At 47.0% G+C, this 20,484-nt stretch carries 28 protein-coding genes; 23 read left to right on the top strand and 5 right to left on the bottom strand.

Going from position 1 to position 20,484, the window contains the following annotated elements; all coding sequences use genetic code 11:
• Positions 1 to 218 precede the first annotated feature (218 nt).
• A complete protein-coding gene (locus NQ502_RS08295) occupies positions 219 to 1,250 on the top strand; it encodes an alcohol dehydrogenase catalytic domain-containing protein (protein WP_028529903.1) in 1,032 nt (343 codons plus the stop codon).
• Between the two features lie 57 nt (positions 1,251 to 1,307).
• On the opposite strand, the gene NQ502_RS08290 is transcribed toward NQ502_RS08295, so the two are convergent.
• The gene (locus NQ502_RS08290) at positions 1,308 to 2,168 is read right to left on the bottom strand and encodes a helix-turn-helix domain-containing protein (protein WP_028529902.1); all 861 of its coding nucleotides are present in this window, start codon (positions 2,166 to 2,168) and stop codon (positions 1,308 to 1,310) included.
• A gap of 186 nt (positions 2,169 to 2,354) precedes the next feature.
• Between NQ502_RS08290 and NQ502_RS08285 the strand changes: the two genes are divergently transcribed.
• Together NQ502_RS08285 and NQ502_RS08280 are read left to right on the top strand one after the other, a co-directional pair.
• Positions 2,355 to 2,843 (top strand): flavodoxin, encoded by a 489-nt coding sequence (locus tag NQ502_RS08285; protein ID WP_028529901.1) that lies wholly within the window; start codon positions 2,355 to 2,357, stop codon positions 2,841 to 2,843.
• A 35-nt stretch (positions 2,844 to 2,878) separates the two neighbouring features.
• Positions 2,879 to 3,682 (top strand): epoxyqueuosine reductase, encoded by an 804-nt coding sequence (locus NQ502_RS08280; RefSeq protein ID WP_044983545.1) that lies wholly within the window; start codon positions 2,879 to 2,881, stop codon positions 3,680 to 3,682.
• Positions 3,683 to 3,690: 8 nt separating this feature from the next.
• Here NQ502_RS08280 and NQ502_RS08275 read toward each other — a convergent pair whose 3' ends face one another.
• Positions 3,691 to 4,380 carry a P-II family nitrogen regulator gene (locus tag NQ502_RS08275; RefSeq protein ID WP_028529899.1) on the bottom strand — a complete coding sequence of 230 codons (690 nt, stop codon included), beginning with the start codon at positions 4,378 to 4,380 and terminating at the stop codon, positions 3,691 to 3,693.
• A 31-nt stretch (positions 4,381 to 4,411) separates the two neighbouring features.
• A complete protein-coding gene (locus NQ502_RS08270) occupies positions 4,412 to 5,944 on the bottom strand; it encodes a DUF1538 domain-containing protein (RefSeq protein WP_028529898.1) in 1,533 nt (510 codons plus the stop codon).
• 379 nt (positions 5,945 to 6,323) lie between these two features.
• On the opposite strand from NQ502_RS08270, the gene NQ502_RS08265 reads away from it, so the two are divergent.
• The 18 genes from NQ502_RS08265 to NQ502_RS08180 all read left to right on the top strand — a co-directional run bounded on the left by NQ502_RS08265 (position 6,324) and on the right by NQ502_RS08180 (position 16,802).
• Positions 6,324 to 6,806, top strand: a complete 483-nt coding sequence (locus NQ502_RS08265; protein ID WP_028529897.1) for an RNA polymerase sigma factor — start codon at positions 6,324 to 6,326, stop codon at positions 6,804 to 6,806.
• On the top strand, positions 6,800 to 7,909 hold the full coding sequence (locus NQ502_RS08260) for a DUF4179 domain-containing protein (protein WP_028529896.1): 1,110 nt from the start codon (positions 6,800 to 6,802) through the stop codon (positions 7,907 to 7,909). Before NQ502_RS08265 ends, NQ502_RS08260 begins: the two co-directional genes overlap by 7 nt.
• A gap of 309 nt (positions 7,910 to 8,218) precedes the next feature.
• Entirely contained in the window at positions 8,219 to 8,416 is a 198-nt protein-coding gene (locus NQ502_RS08255; RefSeq protein WP_028529895.1) for a hypothetical protein, read from the top strand.
• 11 nt (positions 8,417 to 8,427) lie between these two features.
• The gene (locus NQ502_RS08250; protein ID WP_028529894.1) at positions 8,428 to 9,000 is read left to right on the top strand and encodes a DUF6434 domain-containing protein; all 573 of its coding nucleotides are present in this window, start codon (positions 8,428 to 8,430) and stop codon (positions 8,998 to 9,000) included.
• Between the two features lie 34 nt (positions 9,001 to 9,034).
• On the top strand, positions 9,035 to 9,550 hold the full coding sequence (locus NQ502_RS08245) for a GNAT family N-acetyltransferase (RefSeq protein WP_028529893.1): 516 nt from the start codon (positions 9,035 to 9,037) through the stop codon (positions 9,548 to 9,550).
• 29 nt (positions 9,551 to 9,579) lie between these two features.
• The gene (locus tag NQ502_RS08240) at positions 9,580 to 9,927 is read left to right on the top strand and encodes a hypothetical protein (RefSeq protein ID WP_028529892.1); all 348 of its coding nucleotides are present in this window, start codon (positions 9,580 to 9,582) and stop codon (positions 9,925 to 9,927) included.
• 23 nt (positions 9,928 to 9,950) lie between these two features.
• Positions 9,951 to 10,280, top strand: a complete 330-nt coding sequence (locus NQ502_RS08235; RefSeq protein WP_028529891.1) for a hypothetical protein — start codon at positions 9,951 to 9,953, stop codon at positions 10,278 to 10,280.
• A complete protein-coding gene (locus NQ502_RS08230) occupies positions 10,277 to 10,993 on the top strand; it encodes a DNA alkylation repair protein (protein WP_028529890.1) in 717 nt (238 codons plus the stop codon). Before NQ502_RS08235 ends, NQ502_RS08230 begins: the two co-directional genes overlap by 4 nt.
• A gap of 100 nt (positions 10,994 to 11,093) precedes the next feature.
• On the top strand, positions 11,094 to 11,834 hold the full coding sequence (locus NQ502_RS08225) for a M23 family metallopeptidase (protein ID WP_028529889.1): 741 nt from the start codon (positions 11,094 to 11,096) through the stop codon (positions 11,832 to 11,834).
• On the top strand, positions 11,827 to 12,234 hold the full coding sequence (locus tag NQ502_RS08220; protein ID WP_028529888.1) for a GNAT family N-acetyltransferase: 408 nt from the start codon (positions 11,827 to 11,829) through the stop codon (positions 12,232 to 12,234). The genes NQ502_RS08225 and NQ502_RS08220 overlap by 8 nt, the downstream gene beginning before the upstream one ends.
• 125 nt (positions 12,235 to 12,359) lie before the next feature.
• The gene (locus tag NQ502_RS08215) at positions 12,360 to 12,647 is read left to right on the top strand and encodes an RNA polymerase sigma factor (RefSeq protein ID WP_049898409.1); all 288 of its coding nucleotides are present in this window, start codon (positions 12,360 to 12,362) and stop codon (positions 12,645 to 12,647) included.
• Positions 12,648 to 12,751: 104 nt separating this feature from the next.
• Entirely contained in the window at positions 12,752 to 13,009 is a 258-nt protein-coding gene (locus NQ502_RS08210) for a type II toxin-antitoxin system Phd/YefM family antitoxin (RefSeq protein ID WP_028529887.1), read from the top strand.
• Positions 13,002 to 13,331, top strand: a complete 330-nt coding sequence (locus NQ502_RS08205) for a type II toxin-antitoxin system RelE/ParE family toxin (RefSeq protein WP_028529886.1) — start codon at positions 13,002 to 13,004, stop codon at positions 13,329 to 13,331. The genes NQ502_RS08210 and NQ502_RS08205 overlap by 8 nt, the downstream gene beginning before the upstream one ends.
• Positions 13,332 to 13,391: 60 nt before the next feature.
• Complete coding sequence (locus NQ502_RS08200; protein ID WP_028529885.1) at positions 13,392 to 14,723, top strand: MATE family efflux transporter; 1,332 nt, start codon at positions 13,392 to 13,394, stop codon at positions 14,721 to 14,723.
• Positions 14,724 to 14,790: 67 nt separating this feature from the next.
• Positions 14,791 to 15,096: a DUF2089 family protein gene (locus tag NQ502_RS08195; protein ID WP_028529884.1), complete on the top strand. Its 306-nt coding sequence runs from the start codon at positions 14,791 to 14,793 to the stop codon at positions 15,094 to 15,096.
• Positions 15,093 to 15,428, top strand: coding sequence for a hypothetical protein (locus NQ502_RS08190; protein WP_028529883.1), 336 nt, complete (start codon positions 15,093 to 15,095; stop codon positions 15,426 to 15,428). Before NQ502_RS08195 ends, NQ502_RS08190 begins: the two co-directional genes overlap by 4 nt.
• Before the next feature lie 145 nt (positions 15,429 to 15,573).
• On the top strand, positions 15,574 to 16,041 hold the full coding sequence (gene mscL / locus NQ502_RS08185; protein ID WP_028529882.1) for a large conductance mechanosensitive channel protein MscL: 468 nt from the start codon (positions 15,574 to 15,576) through the stop codon (positions 16,039 to 16,041).
• A gap of 17 nt (positions 16,042 to 16,058) precedes the next feature.
• Positions 16,059 to 16,802 carry an MBL fold metallo-hydrolase gene (locus NQ502_RS08180; protein ID WP_028529881.1) on the top strand — a complete coding sequence of 248 codons (744 nt, stop codon included), beginning with the start codon at positions 16,059 to 16,061 and terminating at the stop codon, positions 16,800 to 16,802.
• A gap of 41 nt (positions 16,803 to 16,843) precedes the next feature.
• Here NQ502_RS08180 and NQ502_RS08175 read toward each other — a convergent pair whose 3' ends face one another.
• Positions 16,844 to 17,563 carry a DUF554 domain-containing protein gene (locus NQ502_RS08175; RefSeq protein WP_028529880.1) on the bottom strand — a complete coding sequence of 240 codons (720 nt, stop codon included), beginning with the start codon at positions 17,561 to 17,563 and terminating at the stop codon, positions 16,844 to 16,846.
• A gap of 209 nt (positions 17,564 to 17,772) precedes the next feature.
• Between NQ502_RS08175 and NQ502_RS08170 the strand changes: the two genes are divergently transcribed.
• Positions 17,773 to 18,483, top strand: a complete 711-nt coding sequence (locus NQ502_RS08170; protein ID WP_044983544.1) for a response regulator transcription factor — start codon at positions 17,773 to 17,775, stop codon at positions 18,481 to 18,483.
• Positions 18,470 to 19,405: a sensor histidine kinase gene (locus tag NQ502_RS08165; RefSeq protein ID WP_148511969.1), complete on the top strand. Its 936-nt coding sequence runs from the start codon at positions 18,470 to 18,472 to the stop codon at positions 19,403 to 19,405. Before NQ502_RS08170 ends, NQ502_RS08165 begins: the two co-directional genes overlap by 14 nt.
• Here NQ502_RS08165 and NQ502_RS08160 read toward each other — a convergent pair whose 3' ends face one another.
• A complete protein-coding gene (locus NQ502_RS08160) occupies positions 19,406 to 20,335 on the bottom strand; it encodes a LysR family transcriptional regulator (RefSeq protein WP_028529877.1) in 930 nt (309 codons plus the stop codon).
• Between the last annotated feature and the right edge of the window lie 149 nt (positions 20,336 to 20,484).

The following is a 20,484-nucleotide window of genomic DNA, read 5'->3' as shown; positions in this document are numbered from 1 at the left end:
TACTCTTGTGGGTCTGTCGGGAAATTTCCTGACAGACCCGCTCTTTGTATTACATGGGAAATGCATTTGGATCTCTTTGTGTAAAACAATATAAGCAATTTTGGAATGGATTTTCGACAATAATTCAAATTGAAATTTTCTGTATAACTACTATAATAGTAAGAAAACACGGGGTTTTACAAATACATATAGTGGTTCATACAGAAAGGGGTTTGAAAATGCAGGAAAAAATGAATGCTGTTGTCCTGAAGGATGAGGGCAAGTTTGCAATTGAAGAAAAACCGGTTCCGAAGATTAAAAAAGACAATGAAATACTAATCAGGATTGATATTTGCAGCATCTGTGGTTCTGATATGATGATCTTAAGGAACCCCCCGGGATACCCGGCAAAGACAGGCATCACGATCGGACACGAGATGGTGGGTACGGTTCTGGAAGTGGGAGCGGGCGTCACCAGCTTCCAGCCCGGAGACCGCGTAGTATGCGACAATAATATGCCCTGCGGGCAGTGCTACTTCTGCAGAACCGGTCATGCGAGCATGTGTGAGCACCTGAAATGCCTGGGATTTGACGATGACGGATTCTTTGCACAGTATGCAGTTGTTCCGGACAGCCTGGCTGTTCAGATCGATAAAGATATTCCGCTGGAAACCGCGATTTTCACGGAACCGCTGAACTGCGTGATGAGCGGGGCCAATAAAGTCCGCCTCATGCCCGGAGAAACAGTGGTTGTGATCGGCGCAGGGGCCATCGGTTTGTATTTCATCCAGCTGATGAAATTAAATGGGGCCGGAAAGGTGATTTCTGTGGAACCGACGGAGTTCCGCAGAGAGTATGCAGGGAACATGGGAGCAGATGTGGTGGTTTCCCCGCAGGAGGCCGACGAGGCTGTAAAAGAGGCGACAAAAGGGCTGGGTGCCGATGTTGTGATCGATGCGGTAGGGTTCTGCATTAAAGACGCGATCCGCTTTGCGAGAAGTTCAGGAAGGATCCTGCTGTTTGGACTGAATATGGCAGCCACTCAGGAGATCTGCCAGAGCCAGATCACCAGAAAAGACCTGACCGTCTACGGCAGCTATATCGGAACCTATACCTGGCATAATACGATTCAGATGCTTGCAAACATTCCGATGAAACTTGAGGATATGATCACTCACAGGCTGACGCTTGAGGAGTTTGGCGTTGGATTTGAGGCGATGAGGGATGGAAGTGCGCTGGAAGTGGTAATGTATCCGAACGGAAGACCATAATTAAGAGACGATGCGGGAGGTCTCTGCCTGTCAGATGGCGACAGGCAGGAACCTCTTTTATCTTGCTGCAGAGGGGGTGTAATCCCTGAACTCTGTCGGGGAATATCCGAATTCCTTTTTAAAAGCCCGGGCGAAATTGGAGCCGCTGGAGAAACCGACGATCTCACCGATCTTCTCGACGCTCAGATTGCTGGTGAGCAGCAGATGTTTTGCACTGTCAAAACGGACACTTGCCAGATACTGGTGAGGAGTGCAGCCGTGGACCTGCTGGAAAGCCCGGATAAAATAATAGACGGACAGGTTGCAGCCCTTGGCAAGATTCTGTACGGTCAGATTTTCGCTGTAGAACTTGTCAATGTAACGGGCGACTTCGATCATGCTCAGATTGGTGTCCTCCTGCGACAGGGGATTGAGCAGCGTCAGTGTCGTCAGGATATCGTGCAGAGAGAGGGAGCCCTGAAATTCATTGATCTGGTTAGCTGCGAACATATTCATGATGAAACTGAATTTTTTGGACATGGCCATGATGTCGTCGATGTAAAATACGGGTCCGTTCTGTTCGTTATTTTCATACAGCATATCAAAGAAATTCTGCACCATAATGCCGCTGAACTGGATCCACTGCATGGAGAGTCGGGCTTTTGCATAATAATGGCAGTCGATCTTACTGTCCAGCACGAACACGGTCCCCTGCGGAGCCATATATGTTCTGCCGTTCATTTCGATGTGCAGTGTCCCTTTCTGGACCAGCATCACATAAAAGCTTTCGGGCATGCCCCCCTTTACGACAGTGTAGGTGTCATCACATTGATAATCACCGCCCGATATAAGATAAAACAGTGTTTTTTTAGCAAATATGCTTGCGACATGAAAATACTCCTGGGAGGTCGCGAGCACGCCAATGTCATAATTTCTCATAAGCACCTGCTCAGTTTTCTGTAGGTATGGGTTTATATTTGCAATGTAATTTTCTGCAGCGAATCAATCCCTGATATTTATTAAAATACCCATTGACTTAAAGCTAACTTTAGGTTGTATATTTAACTTGTAGGTATTATAGTTGATAAAACTTTATAAGTCAATTTCATGACATGGAGGATTTTTATGAGTAAGTCATTAGTAGCGTATTTCAGCGCAAGCGGAACAACAAAAAGATTAGCAGAAAAGCTGGCAAAAGAAATCGAAGCGGATTTATTTGAGATTCAGGCAGAGACACCTTACACCACTGCGGACCTTGACTGGCGGAACAGTAACAGCAGAAGTTCCATCGAAATGAATGACCGGAACTGCCGTCCGGCAATCCGCAGCAAGGCGGCAGATATGGCACAGTATGAGTTGGTATTTATCGGTTTTCCAATCTGGTGGTACAGAGAACCGTCCATTATCGATACGTTCATGGAGTCTTACGATTTCAGCGGTAAGACTCTGATTCCTTTCGCTACATCCGGCGGAAGCGGGATGGGGGATTCGGGCAAAAATATGGCGGCACTTGCACCGGGAGCCAGTGTGACAGACGGCAGACGCTTTGGCGGAAGTGTATCAGGTAAAGAGCTTTCGGACTGGGCGGCACAATGGGACACTAAAAGTCCCTGATTGGATCGGCAGAAAGTGCGGCATGGGAGGAAAACATGGATTTACGAACAGATATTGAACATGAATTGCATGAATTCGTCCGGACGTATGATGCGTCCGGAACATTGAAAAATAAGTGGGGGAAGCCCCTTGTGGGATTTGCCGATGTGGAACATCCTTATATCAGAGAGCTTCCGGACATCGTACATAAGCTCCATCAGATGCCCTGGGAAGTGATGCCGGATGCCACGGTGATCATGGTGTATTTTGTGCCGTTTCAGCCGTGGGTGGCAGGAGGAAACAGGCAGGGGGAGATGGCGTCCGCCGACTGGGCACAGATCTATGAAGAGACGAACGCCATGTTTCCAAAACTCAATGCACACATGATCGGTTTTCTGGAATCCAGAGGGTACCGCGGGGCTGTGTCGCCACAGAGTACAGTCTTTTACCGTGATGAGCTGGTCAGTCACTGGTCGTTCCGCCACTTTGCATATGCCGCAGGTCTCGGGACATTTGGGCTGAATAATATGCTCATCACGGAATCAGGCTGCGCGGGACGGCTGAATGCGCTGGTTACGAATCTGAATGTACCGGCGGGGGAGCCGCAGGCGGAAGAAGCATGCCTTTACAAAAGGAATAAAAGCTGCGGCGTCTGTGTCAGCCGGTGCCCGGCAGGCGCGCTGACCACAGAAGAATATGACAGGCACTTATGCTTTGCACAGTGCCTGAAAAATGCAGCGGTCTATACACAGTTTGGAAACTCCTATGCCTCCGCAGAGGGCGGGGAGGCGGCTGATTCAGGTTCTGAAGTCTGCGGAAAATGCCTGGCTGGCCTTCCCTGTACGCAGAGGAGACCATAAAGGCGTAATTATTCTGAGGTGTCGTCCTCCATAAGCCGTAGTCCTGCTGTGCTGACTACAGGAAGAGAAAATACGATGGCCCCTGCTTTGCTCTTTGAACCGGCCTGCTCCATGATCGCCCTCATGATCCCGTTTTTCTGGGCAGTCTTCACAACAATGAAGATGATTTCCTTTTCATCGGTGAGTGTGATGCCCAGATATTTTTTTGCCTCCTCCATGCCGGTACCCTTGGCATGGATAATGGTCCCGCCGGGTGCGTAGGCACTTCTTGCAGCCTTCATAATGGTATCGGAATAGCCGGTATTTGCGATTGTTACCAGCAGCTCATACGTGGTTTCCTTCAATGTGCTCTCCTCCTCAATAATGACATTTTGATTCAGGGTCAGGTATTCCAGTATCTTTTTGCCGCCGATACTGCTTAACGGGATAATAAAGGCAATTCCTCTCCCTGGGATATCAATATTTATTTTGTTTTGAAGATCTTTTTTCAGGGTCTTCCAGGTTTCTCTGGTGACAAAAGAAAAATATACGGCTTTCTCCGTTGCTTCCATTCCGAGATAATCCAGGACGGAACTGTGTGCAGTGCCAGATCCCAGTGTGGCAAGTGTGACGGTTATGTTATTCTGTTTGTAAAATGAGATGATTTTTTCACGTATACTGCGGTTGGCGATAACCACCATCAGATAGATTTCGTTCATATTATAGTTCCTTTCCTATTCACAGCAGATATCACAGGTCAATGATATCATTATCTTCCCAGGTGTCAAGATAAGATGCCGGTTCATCCGGAACAGAGGAAAGCCGTCTGGTTTGTATCTGATACACCGCACCGAGGCATTGAATCGTGATAAGCGGGGTCATGGCTACCATCGCGACAATTCCAAAGGCATCTGTCACAATATTCCCTCCGATGGTCTGGCAGGCTCCCATTGCAAAGGGAAGCAGGAACGTAGCGGTCATGGGACCGGATGCCACGCCGCCGGAGTCGAACGCGATAGCCGTAAAAATCTTTGGAACAAAAAATGACAGGATAATGGCGATCGCGTAGCCGGGGAGGATAAACCAGAAGATTGATATTCCCGTCAGTACCCGGATCATGGCAAGACCAAGGGAGATGGACACACCGATCGAGAGGCTTATTCCCATCGCTTTACCTGAGATGGCACCTGCGGTGATCTCCTCAACCTGCTCCATCAGTACGTACACTGCAGGTTCTGCTTTTACGATGAAAAAACCGATCACCATACCGATCGGCAGGATGACCCAACGGTATGGCAGTCCTGCGATGATCTGTCCGAGATAGTTGCCGGCAGGCATAAATCCGACATTCACACCGGTCAGGAACAGCACAAGCCCGATATAGGTATAGATGATGCCCACCGCTATCTTCAGGAGGGATCTTCGCTTCAGCTTCAGAAACATTATCTGAAAGACAGCAAAGAAAATGACGATAGGAAGCAGGGAGACTGCGATTTCCCTGATATATTCAGGAAAACCTGTTGCGAAATATCCCCACAACTCCACGGAGTTTTGGATATCCGGAATGGCATCCGGTACATATTCTGTAGTTCCGGGATGGTATAACAACCCCAGAATCAGAACGGCCAGTATTGGTCCGATGGAACACAGGGCGACCAGCCCAAAACTGTCATCTTCTGCATGCTTATCACTTCGGACCGCAGAAAAACCGATACCGAGTGCCATGATAAACGGTACCGTCATCGGTCCTGTCGTAACTCCGCCGGAATCAAACGCGACGGACAGAAAATCCCGTGGGACGAAAAATGCCAGAATGAAAACAATGCAGTAAAATACAATCAGCAGATGGGACAGGGCAATGGAAAAAAGCATACGCAGTACAGCGATGACGAGAAAGACACCGACACCAAATGCCACGGCTAAAATCAGTGTATAATTGGGAATCGAGGGAACCTGTTCCGCGAGTACCTGCAGATCAGGTTCAGATATCGTGATCATGAAACCAAGTAGAAAACAGAGGGCCGTGATGACTGCCAGCTTTCGGGTTTTAGTCATCCTCGTACCCATTTTTTCACCCATCGGGGTCATAGCGATTTCGGCACCAAGGGTAAAGAACATCATGCCGATGATCAGCAGCACAGCGCCCAGAATGAATGAAAGCAGAATGCCGGAGGGTATGGGCGCAATGGTAAAACTCAGCAGCAGCACAATACCGATGATTGGCAGGACTGCGTTCAGGCTTTCTTTCAGTTTCTCTAAAAATCTGGTCTGAGACAGCAGCATCCAAAAACTCCTTTCTTACAGTGATGTATAGGGACCTGAATAAAAATAAGACATTATCGGTGATACAGCATGTATTGGATTACATTTATAATAGGTAGTAAATTATTTATATATTATCATAAAAGTGGTAAAATTAAAACGTATTATGATAATTTCTTATGATCTGTATAGATTTTATGCGATGATAGATTATATTCTAGTCAATCTGCAGCCTTTTTTGAAAAAATGTATCGTAATCATATAATGGGATCAGAAGGGGGAGAGGATCTGGATATGGATCAGGAATAAGAAATAAAATTTCCCGGAACCAAAAGCAGATCCGACGACTCTAATAGTTGTAAGGAAATAACAACCGGCCGGTTGGTGAGGAGGACTTACGATGAAAAAACAGGAGTTTATGGATGCGGTGCGCGATGCCGAGACGACGATGTATCACGTGGCGATGTCCATACTGAAAAACGACGCGGATTGTGCGGATGCGGTACAGGAAGCGCTCATGATTGCATTTGAGAAGCTTCATACTCTGAAAGTGGATGCGTATTTTAAGACATGGATTATCCGTATCCTGATCCGCGAATGTTACCGGATACAGAAAAAACGTAAAAATCTGGTTCCCTATGAGGAATACATGCAGGATCGAAAGCTCTGGGAGGAAGATCGGTATACGGATCTGTATCTTGCGATCATGGAACTGCCGCAGGAGCTGAGAGTGCTTGTGACACTCTATTATCTGGACGGCTTTTCAGTCAGGGAAGTATCTGACATCCTGCAGATGAAGGAGGGAACGGTAAAAAGCCGTCTATCAAGAGCGAGAGAACAGCTCAGAGTGCAGCTTGGAGACAGGGAGGGCGTATTATGCTAGAGAGGGAAAGATGGGAACATGTGGCGCCGGAGGTGCCAGAGGAATTTCATGTAAAATTTGAGCAGACTTTGGGGGAACTGGACAGAAGAAAAGCCGGAAAAGTGAGGGGCATCGGGTTCAGGGTGATGGTCGCAGCAGCGGCTGTGTGCGTGCTGGCCTCGGGGACTGTTCTGGCAGCAGAATGGTTTGGATGGAACCCGACGATCCTTGAGAAGTTCCAGCCAAGCGAGGAACAGCAGGAGACGCTGCCGGAAGAAGGCGTCATACAGGATGTCAGCCAGACGGTCACACATAACGGGGTTGGCGTTACTCTGACACAGGTACTGCATGACGATTACAATCTGTACATGCTCTGCGAGGTGCAGCTGCCGGATGGGGTGCAGGCGACAGACGATCTGGGATTTGCAAATGGTCTGGACGTCCTGATTGACGGAAAACCTGCCGGAGATATCTGCGAAGGAAGCAGCAGCGGCGGGAGCGGTGGATTTATCATACCTGAGAATGCCGAGAGTTCTGACACCGTGACATATGAAATCAGTTACCTGTTCGGCAGTCCGGTTGACTGGAACGGAAGAACGATCACGCTGACGTTTGATGCCTTAAGGGATTATCAGGGAATCAAAGCGCCGGCATCTGATGCGGGAACGCTGATCGCAGAAGGGCCGTGGTCTTTCGAATATACGATCGATGGAAGCAGTGATATGGTACGGACATATGAGATTAATCAGACGTATGATTTCGGCGGTTATGATATTCTGATCAACCGCATTGAGATCTCACCTCTGAGTTACAAGATATACGCTGATTATGAGAGCGCCATGAGAGTTGAAGAAGATGAGAGAAATACATTTACGTATGAGGGGGATGACCCGGGACTTGAAATAGATGCCAGGCTGGCAATCCGCAAAATCGTCTATGACGACGGGACACAGCTGGATTATGAGGCGGAAGAGTACTTTACCGGAGGAGGAATCTACGGACCGGATGAGGATAGGTCAGAGTATCTGGTGATCGAGAACTTTACGAGGATCATTGACGTGGATCACATTGAGAGTATTTATCTGATGCAGGGTGACGTGGAAATACCGCTGCAGCAATCATAAGAAGTAGAAATAAGGAAGATCGCTTTGCAGAGAATACTCTGCCAAAGCGGTCTTTTTTCAGGTGCAGCCGGTGCGGATATGTGTTATATTGGAACAAAGATGTTGGGGTCAAAAGGTTTTTGACCCCATGATACCACGGATTGTTCCGCACAATGTGCTCTCACAATCCTGAAAACATTCGAAATCCACCCTGATCGGGCTACTTTCTCATGTTTTGCGGGTCCCAAAGTCATGCTTTTTCATGCAAGCATGAAAAAGCACGACCTTTTGACCCTGGTATCAAAAATAGATTGATTTCAGGAGAAAATTATGAGAGTGTGTATCAGATGCGGAGCAGAGATGAAGGAAAACTGTACCATAAAAGTAGCAGGCACAGGATACGGGATTGTGATGTCAACAGATGAAAATAAGCTGTTCGGCGGGCGGATAGGGAGCCCCAAAGTAGCAATTTGTCCAAAATGCGGCGAAGTTTCTATTTATGTTGAAGATACCGGGAAAATCGAATAGACATGGGGGAAATGGTGAAAAGACCAGAACTGGATAAAAACCTGAGCAGCGATACGTTTAGAGAATTTTACTATCTGAAAGAAGAGCTGGTTGAATTCTGCAGACAAAACGGATTGCCCGCTTCCGGGGGAAAAGCGGACATCACAGAAAGAATCGCCTGTTTCTTAGACACGGGCAAAGTGCTGAAAAATCACACAGGTAAAAAGGCGACGGCAACGGTAGATGTGATCAGTGAAGATACAGAGATTGAACCTGATTTCAAATGTACTGAAAAGCACCGTGCATTTTTTAAAGAGAAGATTGGAAAAAGTTTTTCTTTTAACGTGGGCTTTCAGAAATGGCTGAAGGAAAATACCGGGAAAACGTATCGGGAAGCAATCGCCGCTTACAGCCGGATTCTGGAGCAAAAGAAGAAAGGCACCACCACCATTGACCGGCAGTTCGAATATAATACTTATGTTCGTGATTTCTTTGCGGATAATAAAGGGAAATCCTTAGAAGATGCCATTAAATGCTGGAAATATAAAAAAGGTCTGCCGGGTCATAACCGGTATGAGAGATCTGACCTGACAGCATTGGAGTAAAAATCGCTGCCGCATTGATGAGGTGAATGATATGGTGATACTGGAAACGGAAAGGTTATATCTGCGCGAAATGGAGCAGACAGATTATACAGCCTTATGCAGGATACTGCAGGACAAACAGGTGATGTACGCCTATGAACATGCATTTGATAATGATGAAGTACAGGAGTGGCTGGACAACCAGATCAGGCGTTATGATCATGATGGATTTGGGTTGTGGGCAGCTGTATTAAGGGAAACAGATGAGATGATCGGACAGTGCGGGCTTACCATGCAGGACTGTAATGGTAAGCAGGTGATGGAGATCGGATATCTTTTTCAAAAGCAGTATTGGCACAAAGGATATGCCCTGGAAGCGGCAATTGCATGCAGAGAATATGCGTTTGACACTTTGGGTGCAGGCGAGGTGTTTTCCATCATACGTGATACCAATACTGCATCACAAAATGTTGCAAAACGTAATGGCATGAGAGTAACAGGACAACTGGTCAAACATTACTATCATATGGACATGCCGCATACTATTTACTCGGTGAAAAAGGATAATTAAATGCTGATGATTGAGAGGGACAGACAGAGATGGGAACGTTTTATGATATTTGCATTGGTCTTACGCTTGGAGTGCTCATAGGATTTGGAGCAGGCGGCCTGAAATGGGCATTTGGCAGCAAATCATATTCCGAAAAACGAGTGATAGCCACTAAAAAACTGGTAGGAAAAGCCGCGAACTTTTTGAAATATGTTACGTTTTTGCTTCTTGCTCTGGGGCTGATCTGGTGTGTGTATTTTCTGGTTTTGGGACTCGTTTCACCGGAAAGGTCAGATTATGCCAATAACATGGCAGAACTGATCGTAGCAGTTTTAAGTGTGATATCTATCATATTTGCGTTTGTCGAATTCCTGAGACGGAAGGATGACAAACAGTAATCAGAGTTTATGGGGGTAAAAGGATGACAATATTTATATGTTTTGTGATTGCTATGACAATCGTATATTTGATGCAATTGCTCGACGGAGGATTTGACTTAAAAGAGCTTCTGGCATTTATCCTGATGGTGGCTCTATTAGGTTCTCACGTGTATCTGTCGGCTGGGAAACGGGCAGTATATGGCCTGGTGGTTCCCGCTGTTATTGTTATCTCGTTTTTCCCTGTTTGTAAGATGACCGCTCCTTCGGGGAGTGAGCTGGCGTTTTTGATTCTTGGTTATTTCATTGCTGTTATAGGATGCGTTTTTATTTGGTACAGGGTACGGAAAGGCAATCGGGAGGACGGTCTATGAATTGTTCAGATATCATAAAAAAGCTTTACGCATGTGCGTCGGAAAAACACAAGACGAATGTTGTAAAAATGGGTATACCAAAAGAAAGCAGTATTGGAGTATCGACTGCAGATATTCGCAGACTTGCCAGGGAAACTGGCCGGTCAGATGAGCTTGCCTTTGAATTATGGGAAACGGGATACCATGAAGCAAGGCTTCTGGCGGTACTTCTTTTTGAAAAGAAGCAGTTAAGCGCCGCAGATATCGAGAGACTCATGGAGGATGTTAAGTCATGGGATTTATGTGACCATATGTGTAAGAATCTGATTATTAAGCGGAATGATTATCATCAGTTTATCATGAAATGGATTCATTCACCGCGGACTTATGAGAAACGTGCAGCATTTACATTGATAGCTTCGGCTGCAATACACGACAAAGGGATATCGGATGAGACACTGGACGATTATCTGAATCTGATACGGGAGAACTCACAGGATGAACAGGAACATATAAAAAAATCAGTTTCGTGGGCATTAAGAGAGATTGGGAAGAGGGATTTTACTTATAACGAGAAAGCTATTATTTTAGCGCATGAACTGAAAGCGGAGGGAAATAAGACACAGATCTGGATTGCTAAGGATGCGCTGAAAGAACTTGAAAATCTGGTAAAGGCAGAAGGGCGGACACGCCTGATATCCGCAGACAGTAAGATGGGAGAGAAAGCAAAATGAATCTTAGAATTATGAAAATCGATGACCCGCTGGCTTGGATCGATGAAGTCGAAAGATAAAACAGTGACTTTCACTGGGGTCTGTGGTGAGGAGGCAGGATATGAACAGAGCAGTATTTTTTCAGTCACTGAAGCAGTTATGGGGGCTTGTCGTGCTGGAACACAGGTATAAGGGAAAATTTCCCGATATTTCGAATTACCGATGCGATATAAAGTATTCCCTTCCCTTTCATGGCAGGTGGGTTGCGGTAAACGGGGGCGCCGTGCAGGAAACTTCGCATTCATGGGAAGTTCCTACGCAGCGATACGCCTATGATTTTATTATACTGGATGAACACGGAAAAAGCTGCCGTGGTGATGAGACATCTCCGTCGGCCTACTACTGTTACGGACAGGATATTCTGGCGCCGGCTGACGGGAAAATTGCTGAGGTGGGAAAAGGGCATCCGGACAGTGTGATTACGCCGGAGAGAAGTGTTTCCTGTGTGGCAAAGGATATCCGGGGAAATTACATATTGATTCAGCATTCGGAAAAAGAGTATTCTGTGCTGGCGCATTTGAAACCGGGCAGCGTCGTGGTCTCCGAGGGAGATCTTATAAGACGCGGGGAGAAGATCGCTGAATGCGGGAATTCCGGCAACAGCACGGAACCGCATCTACACTTTCATCTGCAGGCAGGAAGGAGTTTTTACTCCTCTCCGGGAATTCCGGTTGAGTTCGAACACATTGTTGTCGCGCCATCCCCAAATTATAAGTGTTTCGATGACCGTGAAATATCTGAAGAACACAGAACTGCCTATCCGCCTTATATAACACGGGGACAGGAGGTCTGCAATGATTAGCTATAAGGATACCAGGAATTTTAAAGAGGAACAGATAGAAGGCCTCTTCAGATCAGTCGGCTGGTTTTCGGGAGGCTTTCCGGATAAATTGAAGATTGCATTACGAAATTCGAGCAAAGTCATTTCCGCATGGGACAAAGGACGTTTAGTTGGACTGATCAGAGGCCTTGACGATGGCATATGGCAGGCAACAATCGACTGCCTATTGGTAGATCCGCAGTACCAGGGAAGGGGCATAGCCTCAAAGCTGTTAAGTGACCTGCTGTGTGAGTATGAGGGTTTTCTCTATGTAAGTGTGGTTCCGGATGAAAAAAAGAATGTAACATTTTATCAAAATCATGGGTTTGAGATCATGGAGGAGGGAACACCGCTGCAGATCAAAGGAGATTCGTGGGTTTGAACATACTTATTAGGCGGGCAGGTAAATTTTACCTGCCCGCCTGCATGTTAACATGTTGTGGTTTGTCACAAAACGGAGTCCCTGGTTGTTATGATAAAGACAGTGTTACAGAGGGAGGAAATGCCATGATCTGCTATTTGGCAATGCTGGATTCCGAGGAGGACAAGGATAAATTTACGCTGCTGTATGAGCGGTACAGTCAGCCGATGTTTTATATTGCAAAGCAGATCTTAAAAGACGTACAGGGTGCAGAGGACTGTGTGCACGATGCGTTTCTTAAGATTCTGCACAACATGGACAAGGTAGGGAAGGCGGAAGATGCACGCACCCGGTCATTTGTCTTTATTACAGAGGTGAGTATTATTTTTTCGTTACGAATGCCTGTTCGGAGGAGTTGGTGTTGGAAAATATAGTAATCCGGGAATAAAAATAAGATGATACTTGCAGCTGAACGGATTTTCGATTATAATAAAAACAACGATAAAATAATGATAAAATTATGATAAGGAGTGGTATTATGATACAGATCAAACCGGTTTCTGATTTGCGAAATAAATTTCCTGATATAGAAAAAATAGTTAACGAGGGTGAACCAGTTTATCTTACAAAAAACGGATATGGTGCTATGGTGGTATTAAGTCTGGAGGCATATTCGAAATTGACGGATGGCGTAGAATCGAAATTGGATGAAGCTGATTTTGCTGCAGAAAATTGCAGCAGGCATTATACACATGATGAGGTTTTTAGTGGATTGAGAAGGAAGATCAATGACTGATATAAAATATGATTTAAGATATCTTCCATTGTTTTATGAAGAGCTGGAAGAAAAGATTATTTATATTTCCGAGAAATTGAAAAATCCACAGGCGGCTAATACCTTGTTGGATGCGGTAGAAAAAGCGATATTGGAACGGCTGCCGAATGCAGAATCTTTTGAGTCATACCATTCCTTAAAGGAAAGGAAGTACCCTTATTACCGCATATATGTGAAGAATTTTGTGATTTTTTATGTAGTAATTAAGGATGAAGGTGCAAAAAACATTATGGAAGTCAGACGTATCCTGTATCATAAACAAAATCGAAATCCTCTAATTTGACGCTTAAGTGCTTTTTGCGGTTTTTTAAAGAGACAATGAAAGCAAAAAGAGGACAGCTTAATGTACAGGGACCTGACAAAAGGAAATATAACGAAGACCATCATACTTTTCGTGCTGCCGATGATTGCGGGCAATCTGCTGCAGCAGTTTTATAACATAGCAGATACACTGATCGTAGGCAGATTTCTGGGCCGTGACGCTCTTGCGGCGGTGGGATCTGCCTATACGCTGATGACGTTTCTGACCTCGGTGCTTCTCGGGCTTTCGATGGGGGCCGGGGCATTATTTTCCATCTACCGGGGGAAGGGGGATGTGAAGCGTCTGAGAGCGGCGGTACTGCATGCGTTCGGACTTGTTTTTGCGATATCCGTCGTTCTGAACATCATAGTTTACCTTTGTATTGATCCCATCATGGGGTTTTTAAACGTACCCGGGGAAGTATATGCTCTGATGCGGGAATACCTGTGGATCATATTTGCCGGTATCGGTGCGGTATTCCTCAGTAATTTCTTTTCCTGTCTGCTTCGGGCTATGGGCAATTCGGCGGTGCCGCTGATATTTCTGGGGATATCCGCTGTTTTGAATATTGTGCTTGATCTTCTGTTTGTACTTGGATTTCGATGGGGAGTAGGCGGGGCGGCTGCAGCTACGGTGATCGCACAGTATGTCTCGGGCATCGGTATCACAGGGTACACATTTCTGCGGTGCCGGCAAGTGTGTCCCGGGCGTGCCGATCTTCAGTGGAACAAAGACATGCTGGGAGAAATCTTCAGCCTGTCCATACTGACCTGTGTTCAGCAGTCTGTGATGAATTTTGGTATTCTGATGGTACAGGGACTGGTCAACAGCTTCGGACCGGTCATCATGGCGGCCTTTGCAGCAGCGGTGAAGATCGATTCCTTTGCCTATATGCCGGTACAGGATTTTGGGAATGCATTCTCCACATTTGTTGCACAGAATTACGGAGCAGGAAAAGAGGAGCGCATACGCGCCGGAATTAAAAAATCTGTACAACTGACTATTTTGTTCTGTGTGTTTGTATCGTCAGTCGTAGTGATTTTTGCGAAACCACTGATGCTGATCTTTGTACAGCAACACGAAACGGAGATCCTTGCCGCAGGAGTGCAGTATTTACGCGTGGTCGGTATTTTCTATTTTGGTATCGGATGCCTGTTTTTACTGTATGGGCTGTACCGTGCAGTCAAACGTCCCGGTATGTCTGTCATTCTCACCGTTATTTCACTGGGAACCAGGGTTGTGCTTGCTTATCTGCTGTCAGATTGTATTGGGGTGGTCGGAATCTGGATATCAATTCCAGTCGGTTGGATACTGGCGGATCTGGCAGGACTGTTCTACTACCGGAAGAAAAGGGATGGTTTAATAAAGATATAGATCGAGATCAACATTGACTTTAATAAAATTAAAGAGTATAATTAATATTATTAAAGGAGGGGATGCTATGGCAATCGAGATCGTTCCTGAGTGGATGGTAAATCTGGATGATGAAGATGTCGCCTTTATCAAAAAATTTTTGCTGGCATCCGGTTCACTGAAGGAAATCGCGAAACAATATGAAGTGACATATCCCACGGTCAGGCTGAGACTGGATAAACTGATACAGAAGATCAAAATCAGTGATGATGTGGAGCGCGACCCGTATGTTGCTCTGGTCAAACGCCTTGCCGTCAACGAGAAGCTGGATTTTGAGACTGCAAAAGTATTGATCGGAGAGTATAAGAAGATCAGTAAGGAGGGGAGCCGATGATAACCGGAACCATTACCGTATGGTTTGTATTATTATTGCTGCTTGCCGTCTGCGCCGGCGGTATCATCCTGCAGTTTTATCTCTCAAAAAGGGAGAACAGGATTCTGGGACTGATTCTTCCGTTTATTACTTTTTTATATTCGCTGCTGTGCGTGTTCAGAGTGGTGATAACGGATGCGATGTCTGCATGGGAGATATTTGGTGCGATCGCCGGTACCTTTCTTTCGACAAATATCTCTACCGTCATACTGCTTGCGATCTGCCTTATATGCAGGGAGAAACAAAGGAGGAAGAAGCAGCTGGATAAAATGAGTATTCAGGATCTGGATTGATCTGAACAGGGGGGCATTTTGATGACCATATGGCAATGGGTATCCTAATCAGAAGACAGATTTTCGAAATCAGATTGAGATTACGGTGTGAGGCAGGATAAAGTTTAACTGCAGCGATAAGATTTCACGAAGGAGAAGTTGTACAATGAAAAAGGGAAAAAATTTTATTCAGGAATTCAGGACATTTATCAGCAGAGGAAATGTGATGGATATGGCAGTCGGTGTCATCATCGGTGCTGCATTTCAGGCGATAGTCAGCTCACTGATTGACGATATTATCAATCCTGTTCTGGGCTTTATTCTGGGAGGAATTGATTTTTCCGGATATTCGGTGACACTTGGGGCCGGAGCAGATGCGCCGCTGATCAGGTATGGAAGCTTTATATCCGCGGTGATCAATTTCCTGGTGATGGCGTTCGTCATTTTCTGTCTCGTAAAAGTCATGAACAGGATAGCCGCCAGAACCTCCCAGAAGGAGGAGGCGCCACAAGCCCCGACTACGAAAGTCTGTCCGTTTTGTAAAACAGAGATAGCCGTCGATGCAGTGCGCTGCCCGCATTGTACTTCCGTATTGGAAGGGGAGCTGGCAGAAGCAGCTGCTGTAAGGGAATAGATGATTGGAGAGATCGCATGGCATTGATAACGTATATCGGACACAGCGGCTTCCTTGTAGAGTGGGAACGCAGCGTCTGGCTTTTTGATTACTACCGCGGAGACATTCCTGAGTTTTCGCATGAGAAAAAATTGTTTGTGTTCTGCAGCCATAAACATGCAGACCATTTTAACCCGGAGATATTCAGCAGATTTGAGGAGTATCCGGATGTGAGCTATCTGCTGTCCAGGGATCTTTCCTATCAGGTTAAGAGAGTTTCCTTAAGTGACAGGCAGAACGAACGCATTACGTTTCTTAAGGCGTACCAGTCACACCGGGAGGCGGACGGGGCCGGTGGTGATATCCGTGTCCGTACCCTTCACTCGACGGACTGCGGCGTGGCGTTTCTGGTTACTTATGAGACACAGACATTTCGAAAACAGGTATATCATGCGGGAGATCTCAACTGGTGGATCTGGAAAGGTGAGACGAAACAGGAGATTGGAAACATGACGGCGCGTTATCAGGCGGAAATAGAGCGGCTCAGGGAGTGGACGGACGGGCTGTATACGGCCTTCGTGCCGCTTGACCCGAGGCAGGAGGAATGGTATCGTCTGGGAATGGACTGGTTTATGGAGAGAGTCGGAGCACAGCATGTATTTCCCATGCATTTCTGGGATAACTTTGATCTGATCCGTGAATACAGGGAGTCCGACGAATCGAAGACGTTTGCCGAAAAGATCATGGAGATCAGCCGTGAAGGACAGACGTTCGAGATATAAAACGGGAGGCCGGGGCACGTGTAAAGTGCCGGGCCTCCTTTTCAGAACGGAAGAAATGCCCATATGACTGCCAGTACAATAGTCGGCAGCATATTGGCGACCTTTATTTTTTTGTCCCATATCAGGTTGACGCCGACACAGAAGATCAGCATCGAACCGGTAAGCGACAGGTTGGACAGTGCCTGCTCAGTCATGACGGGTTCGATAAAAGTAGAGAGAAGTGTGATGACTCCCTGAAAAAGGGCGACCGGTATCACTGAGAAGATACATCCCTTTCCCATCGATGCAGTCATTACCAGGACTATGATCAGGTCCAGGACCGCTTTGGCGGCCAGAATGGAATAGTCGCCGGATACGCCATCCTGAATGGAGCCGACGACCGCCATGGCGCCGATGCAGATCGTGAGTGAGGTTGTTACAAAGCCGTCCACAAAAGAGGTATCCCGTTCACTTCTGGTCTTTTTCTTCAGCCATCTGCCAAACTGTTCGATGCGCGATTCGATATTCAGCCATTCTCCGATCAGTGAGCCAAAGGCGAAGCTTCCGATGACCATCATCGTTCCGCTTCCTGTAAGCTTACCCTGACTGACGGTCATCATCTCCTCCAGGGTGCCGCTGATGCCGATGAACAGCACACAGACGCCGGTTGCCGTCATAAGTGTATTCTGATATCTCTCTTTCATTGCCTTCCCGAACAGAAGGCCGATAAAACCTCCGGCTAAGATACCGGAGATGTTGATCAGTGTACCAAGTCCTGCCACGCTATGTCCTCTTTCTGTAATAAATATTAAAATGCCGCTTTATCATTGTAAAAATAAATCAGCCTCCTGTCAAACGGAAATTTGACAGGAGGCTGCAGATTGCCTACAATGAGAAACATAAAATCTGTGGTCAACGCCGACCATGACAGAGGTTGCTTTGATGATCGCATAAGCTTTTTTACTGAAAATATTTGGACAGGAGACATGAAATGACGAGAACTATACTGGTTGTTGAAGATGATGCATCTCTCGGAAAAGGGATCATTATGGCGCTGGGATCTGCCGAATTAGAACTGAGACCGGCGGTCACAGTAAAAGAGGCGAGACAATGTCTCAGAGACGAAGTGTATGACCTGGTGATACTGGATCTGAATCTGCCGGACGGAAACGGCATGGAACTGCTGGAAGAAATCCGGACCTGCAGTCGGATGCCGGTGATCATACTGACTGCAAATGATATGGAGACAGATATTGTGGCGGGTCTGGAATCAGGGGCAGACGATTATATCACGAAGCCGTTCAGTCTCATGGTGCTCAGAGCACGTGTCCATGCACAGCTCCGGAAGCTGTCTTTTGCTGAGGATACGAATGCAGGCATGAGCGGGAGGCGATTGGAGACACACCATTTGCTGCTGGATTTCGAACGTATGGAGTTTAAGAGAGACGGACAGCCTGTCGAGCTTAGCAAGACGGAACAGAAGCTTCTGTATCTGCTGGCTTCGAATCCGGGGGTTACCCTGAGCAGGGAACGCCTGGTAGACTATGTATGGACGGACGGTGCACAGTATGTGGACGAAAATGCACTGTCGGTGGCGGTCAAAAGGCTCCGCGACAAGCTGGAAGACAAAAAGACAGGGAGGACATATATCCGGACGGTCTATGGGATCGGATATGTGTGGGCGGTGAATGAAGTTGAGTAGCGATGTGATGACAGGGCTGCTCTGTGCGGCAGCGGTTGTGACTGCAGCGGCTGTGATCTGGGCTGCAGTCAGCCGCCGGAGGATACAGAGACTTTATGACCGTCTGGATTCTATGCTGAATAAAGCTGTCTCAGGCACTTTTCAGGAATTGTGTTTTGATGAGAGCAGACAGTCTGAGCTGGAAAACAAACTGTACCGCTATATGAAGCTGACCCGTATGTCGGCGAGGCAGCAGAGGGAAGACCAGGAGAGGGTCCGGACACTGATCAGTGATATTTCCCATCAGACGAAGACGCCGATCGCCAACAGTCTCTTATACACGGAGCTTTTACTGGAGCAGCCGCTGACAAAAGAGGGGCGCGAATGTGCGGATGCCCTGCATATGCAGGTGAAAAAACTGGATTTTTTGATTCAGGCGTTGGTCAAAAGCTCGCGCCTGGAGAGCGGAGTCATTGCTGTGCATCCGAAGGAAGAGGCGGTTTCGCCGATGATCGGGCAGGCCGTGACTCAAGCAGCGTTAAAAGCCGAACGAAAAGGGATAACGATCAACTGTGATCAGCTGGCAGGGACTGCGTTCTTTGACAGGAAGTGGACAGCCGAGGCATTGTATAACCTGCTGGATAATGCTGTGAAATACACTCCGCGGGGTAGCATGATTCGGGTTGCAGCTATAGAATATCCGATGTTTTACAGGATTGATATTGCAGACGAGGGAAGAGGAATACCAGAGGAAGAACAGACGCTGATATTCAAAAGGTTTTACCGTGCACAGGATACAGCGCAGGAAGAGGGCATAGGGATCGGACTGTATCTGACCAGGGAGATCCTGAAGAAGCAGGGCGGATACGTAAAGGTCCGTTCTGAGTATGGAAAGGGTTCCGTGTTTTCTGTGTTTTTACTGAGAGAGGAACCGGGGAAATGATTAATTCGGTCCTGCCTCCTCCCAGCAGGCGGCGATCTCGCTGAAAATGTAAGGGATGGTGAGATTAGAGTTTCTGCGCCTTCTGATCAGTGCAATGCAGCTCTGTGATTCCCGGATTGCCACCCGGCGCAGGCTGGTGTTATCACTCTCACGCATGTAGGCATCCGCGATAAATACCTCCTGACCTGTTTCGAAGTTGCAGATAAAAGAATTGGGGGAGGTCACGTATTTGGCGATCTGGGGCTGGAACCCCGCTGAACGGCACATAGATAAAACAAGCTGCTCATAGGCAGGTGTCTCGATCGGAGAAAACATCAGGAACGGGTGAGACTGCAGCTCTGACATGGGTATGGAGCCGCGCTCACTCAGGGTGTTTTCAGGCTTCATATAGGCATAATAAGGTCCTGACGGCAGCGTAATGCATGTCAGTTCCGGATGCTCAAAAGAAACCAGATCAAAGCCGCAGGTCAGTACGATATCGATGACGCCGTTTTGCAGCTGTTTCTCCAGCTGATGAAACGGGAGACATTCAATGTGCAGACTGGTCGAAATATTATGTTTGCGCAGATAATCCTTTGTATTCAGAAAAAAACGTTCCAGGTTGGAAGAATCCGGGAGGCCTATGACAATAGGTTTTTCTTCGCCCTTCTGCAGCACATGTGCCTTCTCAAGTGCATTTTCGGTCATGGTGTAGATCGTGGACATTTCGTCCATCAGCAGACGCCCTGCAGGGGTCAGGCAGAGCGCCTGTTTCTCTCTGCGAAACAGATACAGACCAAGAGTATCTTCCAGGGATTTGATGTTCTTGCTGACTGCTGACTGCGTAATGTTCAGATACTGTGCGGCCTGAGTGATGCTTTCACGCTCTCCGACGGCAAGAAAGATCTGTATTTGATAAAAACTGATGTCCAGCACATGAAAATGTCTCACGCCTTTGCCCTCCCAGCACCATTAATATCTAAACGGACATGACGCCTGGCGGCGTCATCACCATAAATGAAAGTCGATTGCTCCGTCCTCCGGACTCCCACAATCTCCGCCAGTATTCGCAATTCGCGCTGTCGCGCTGCTTGCTCATA

Origin of the sequence: Ruminococcus gauvreauii (genome assembly GCF_025151995.1) — a bacterium.
Lineage (GTDB): Bacteria > Bacillota > Clostridia > Lachnospirales > Lachnospiraceae > Ruminococcus_G > Ruminococcus_G gauvreauii.
Note: the sequence above shows the minus strand (reverse complement) of the source record. Positions and strands in the feature narration are given on the sequence as shown.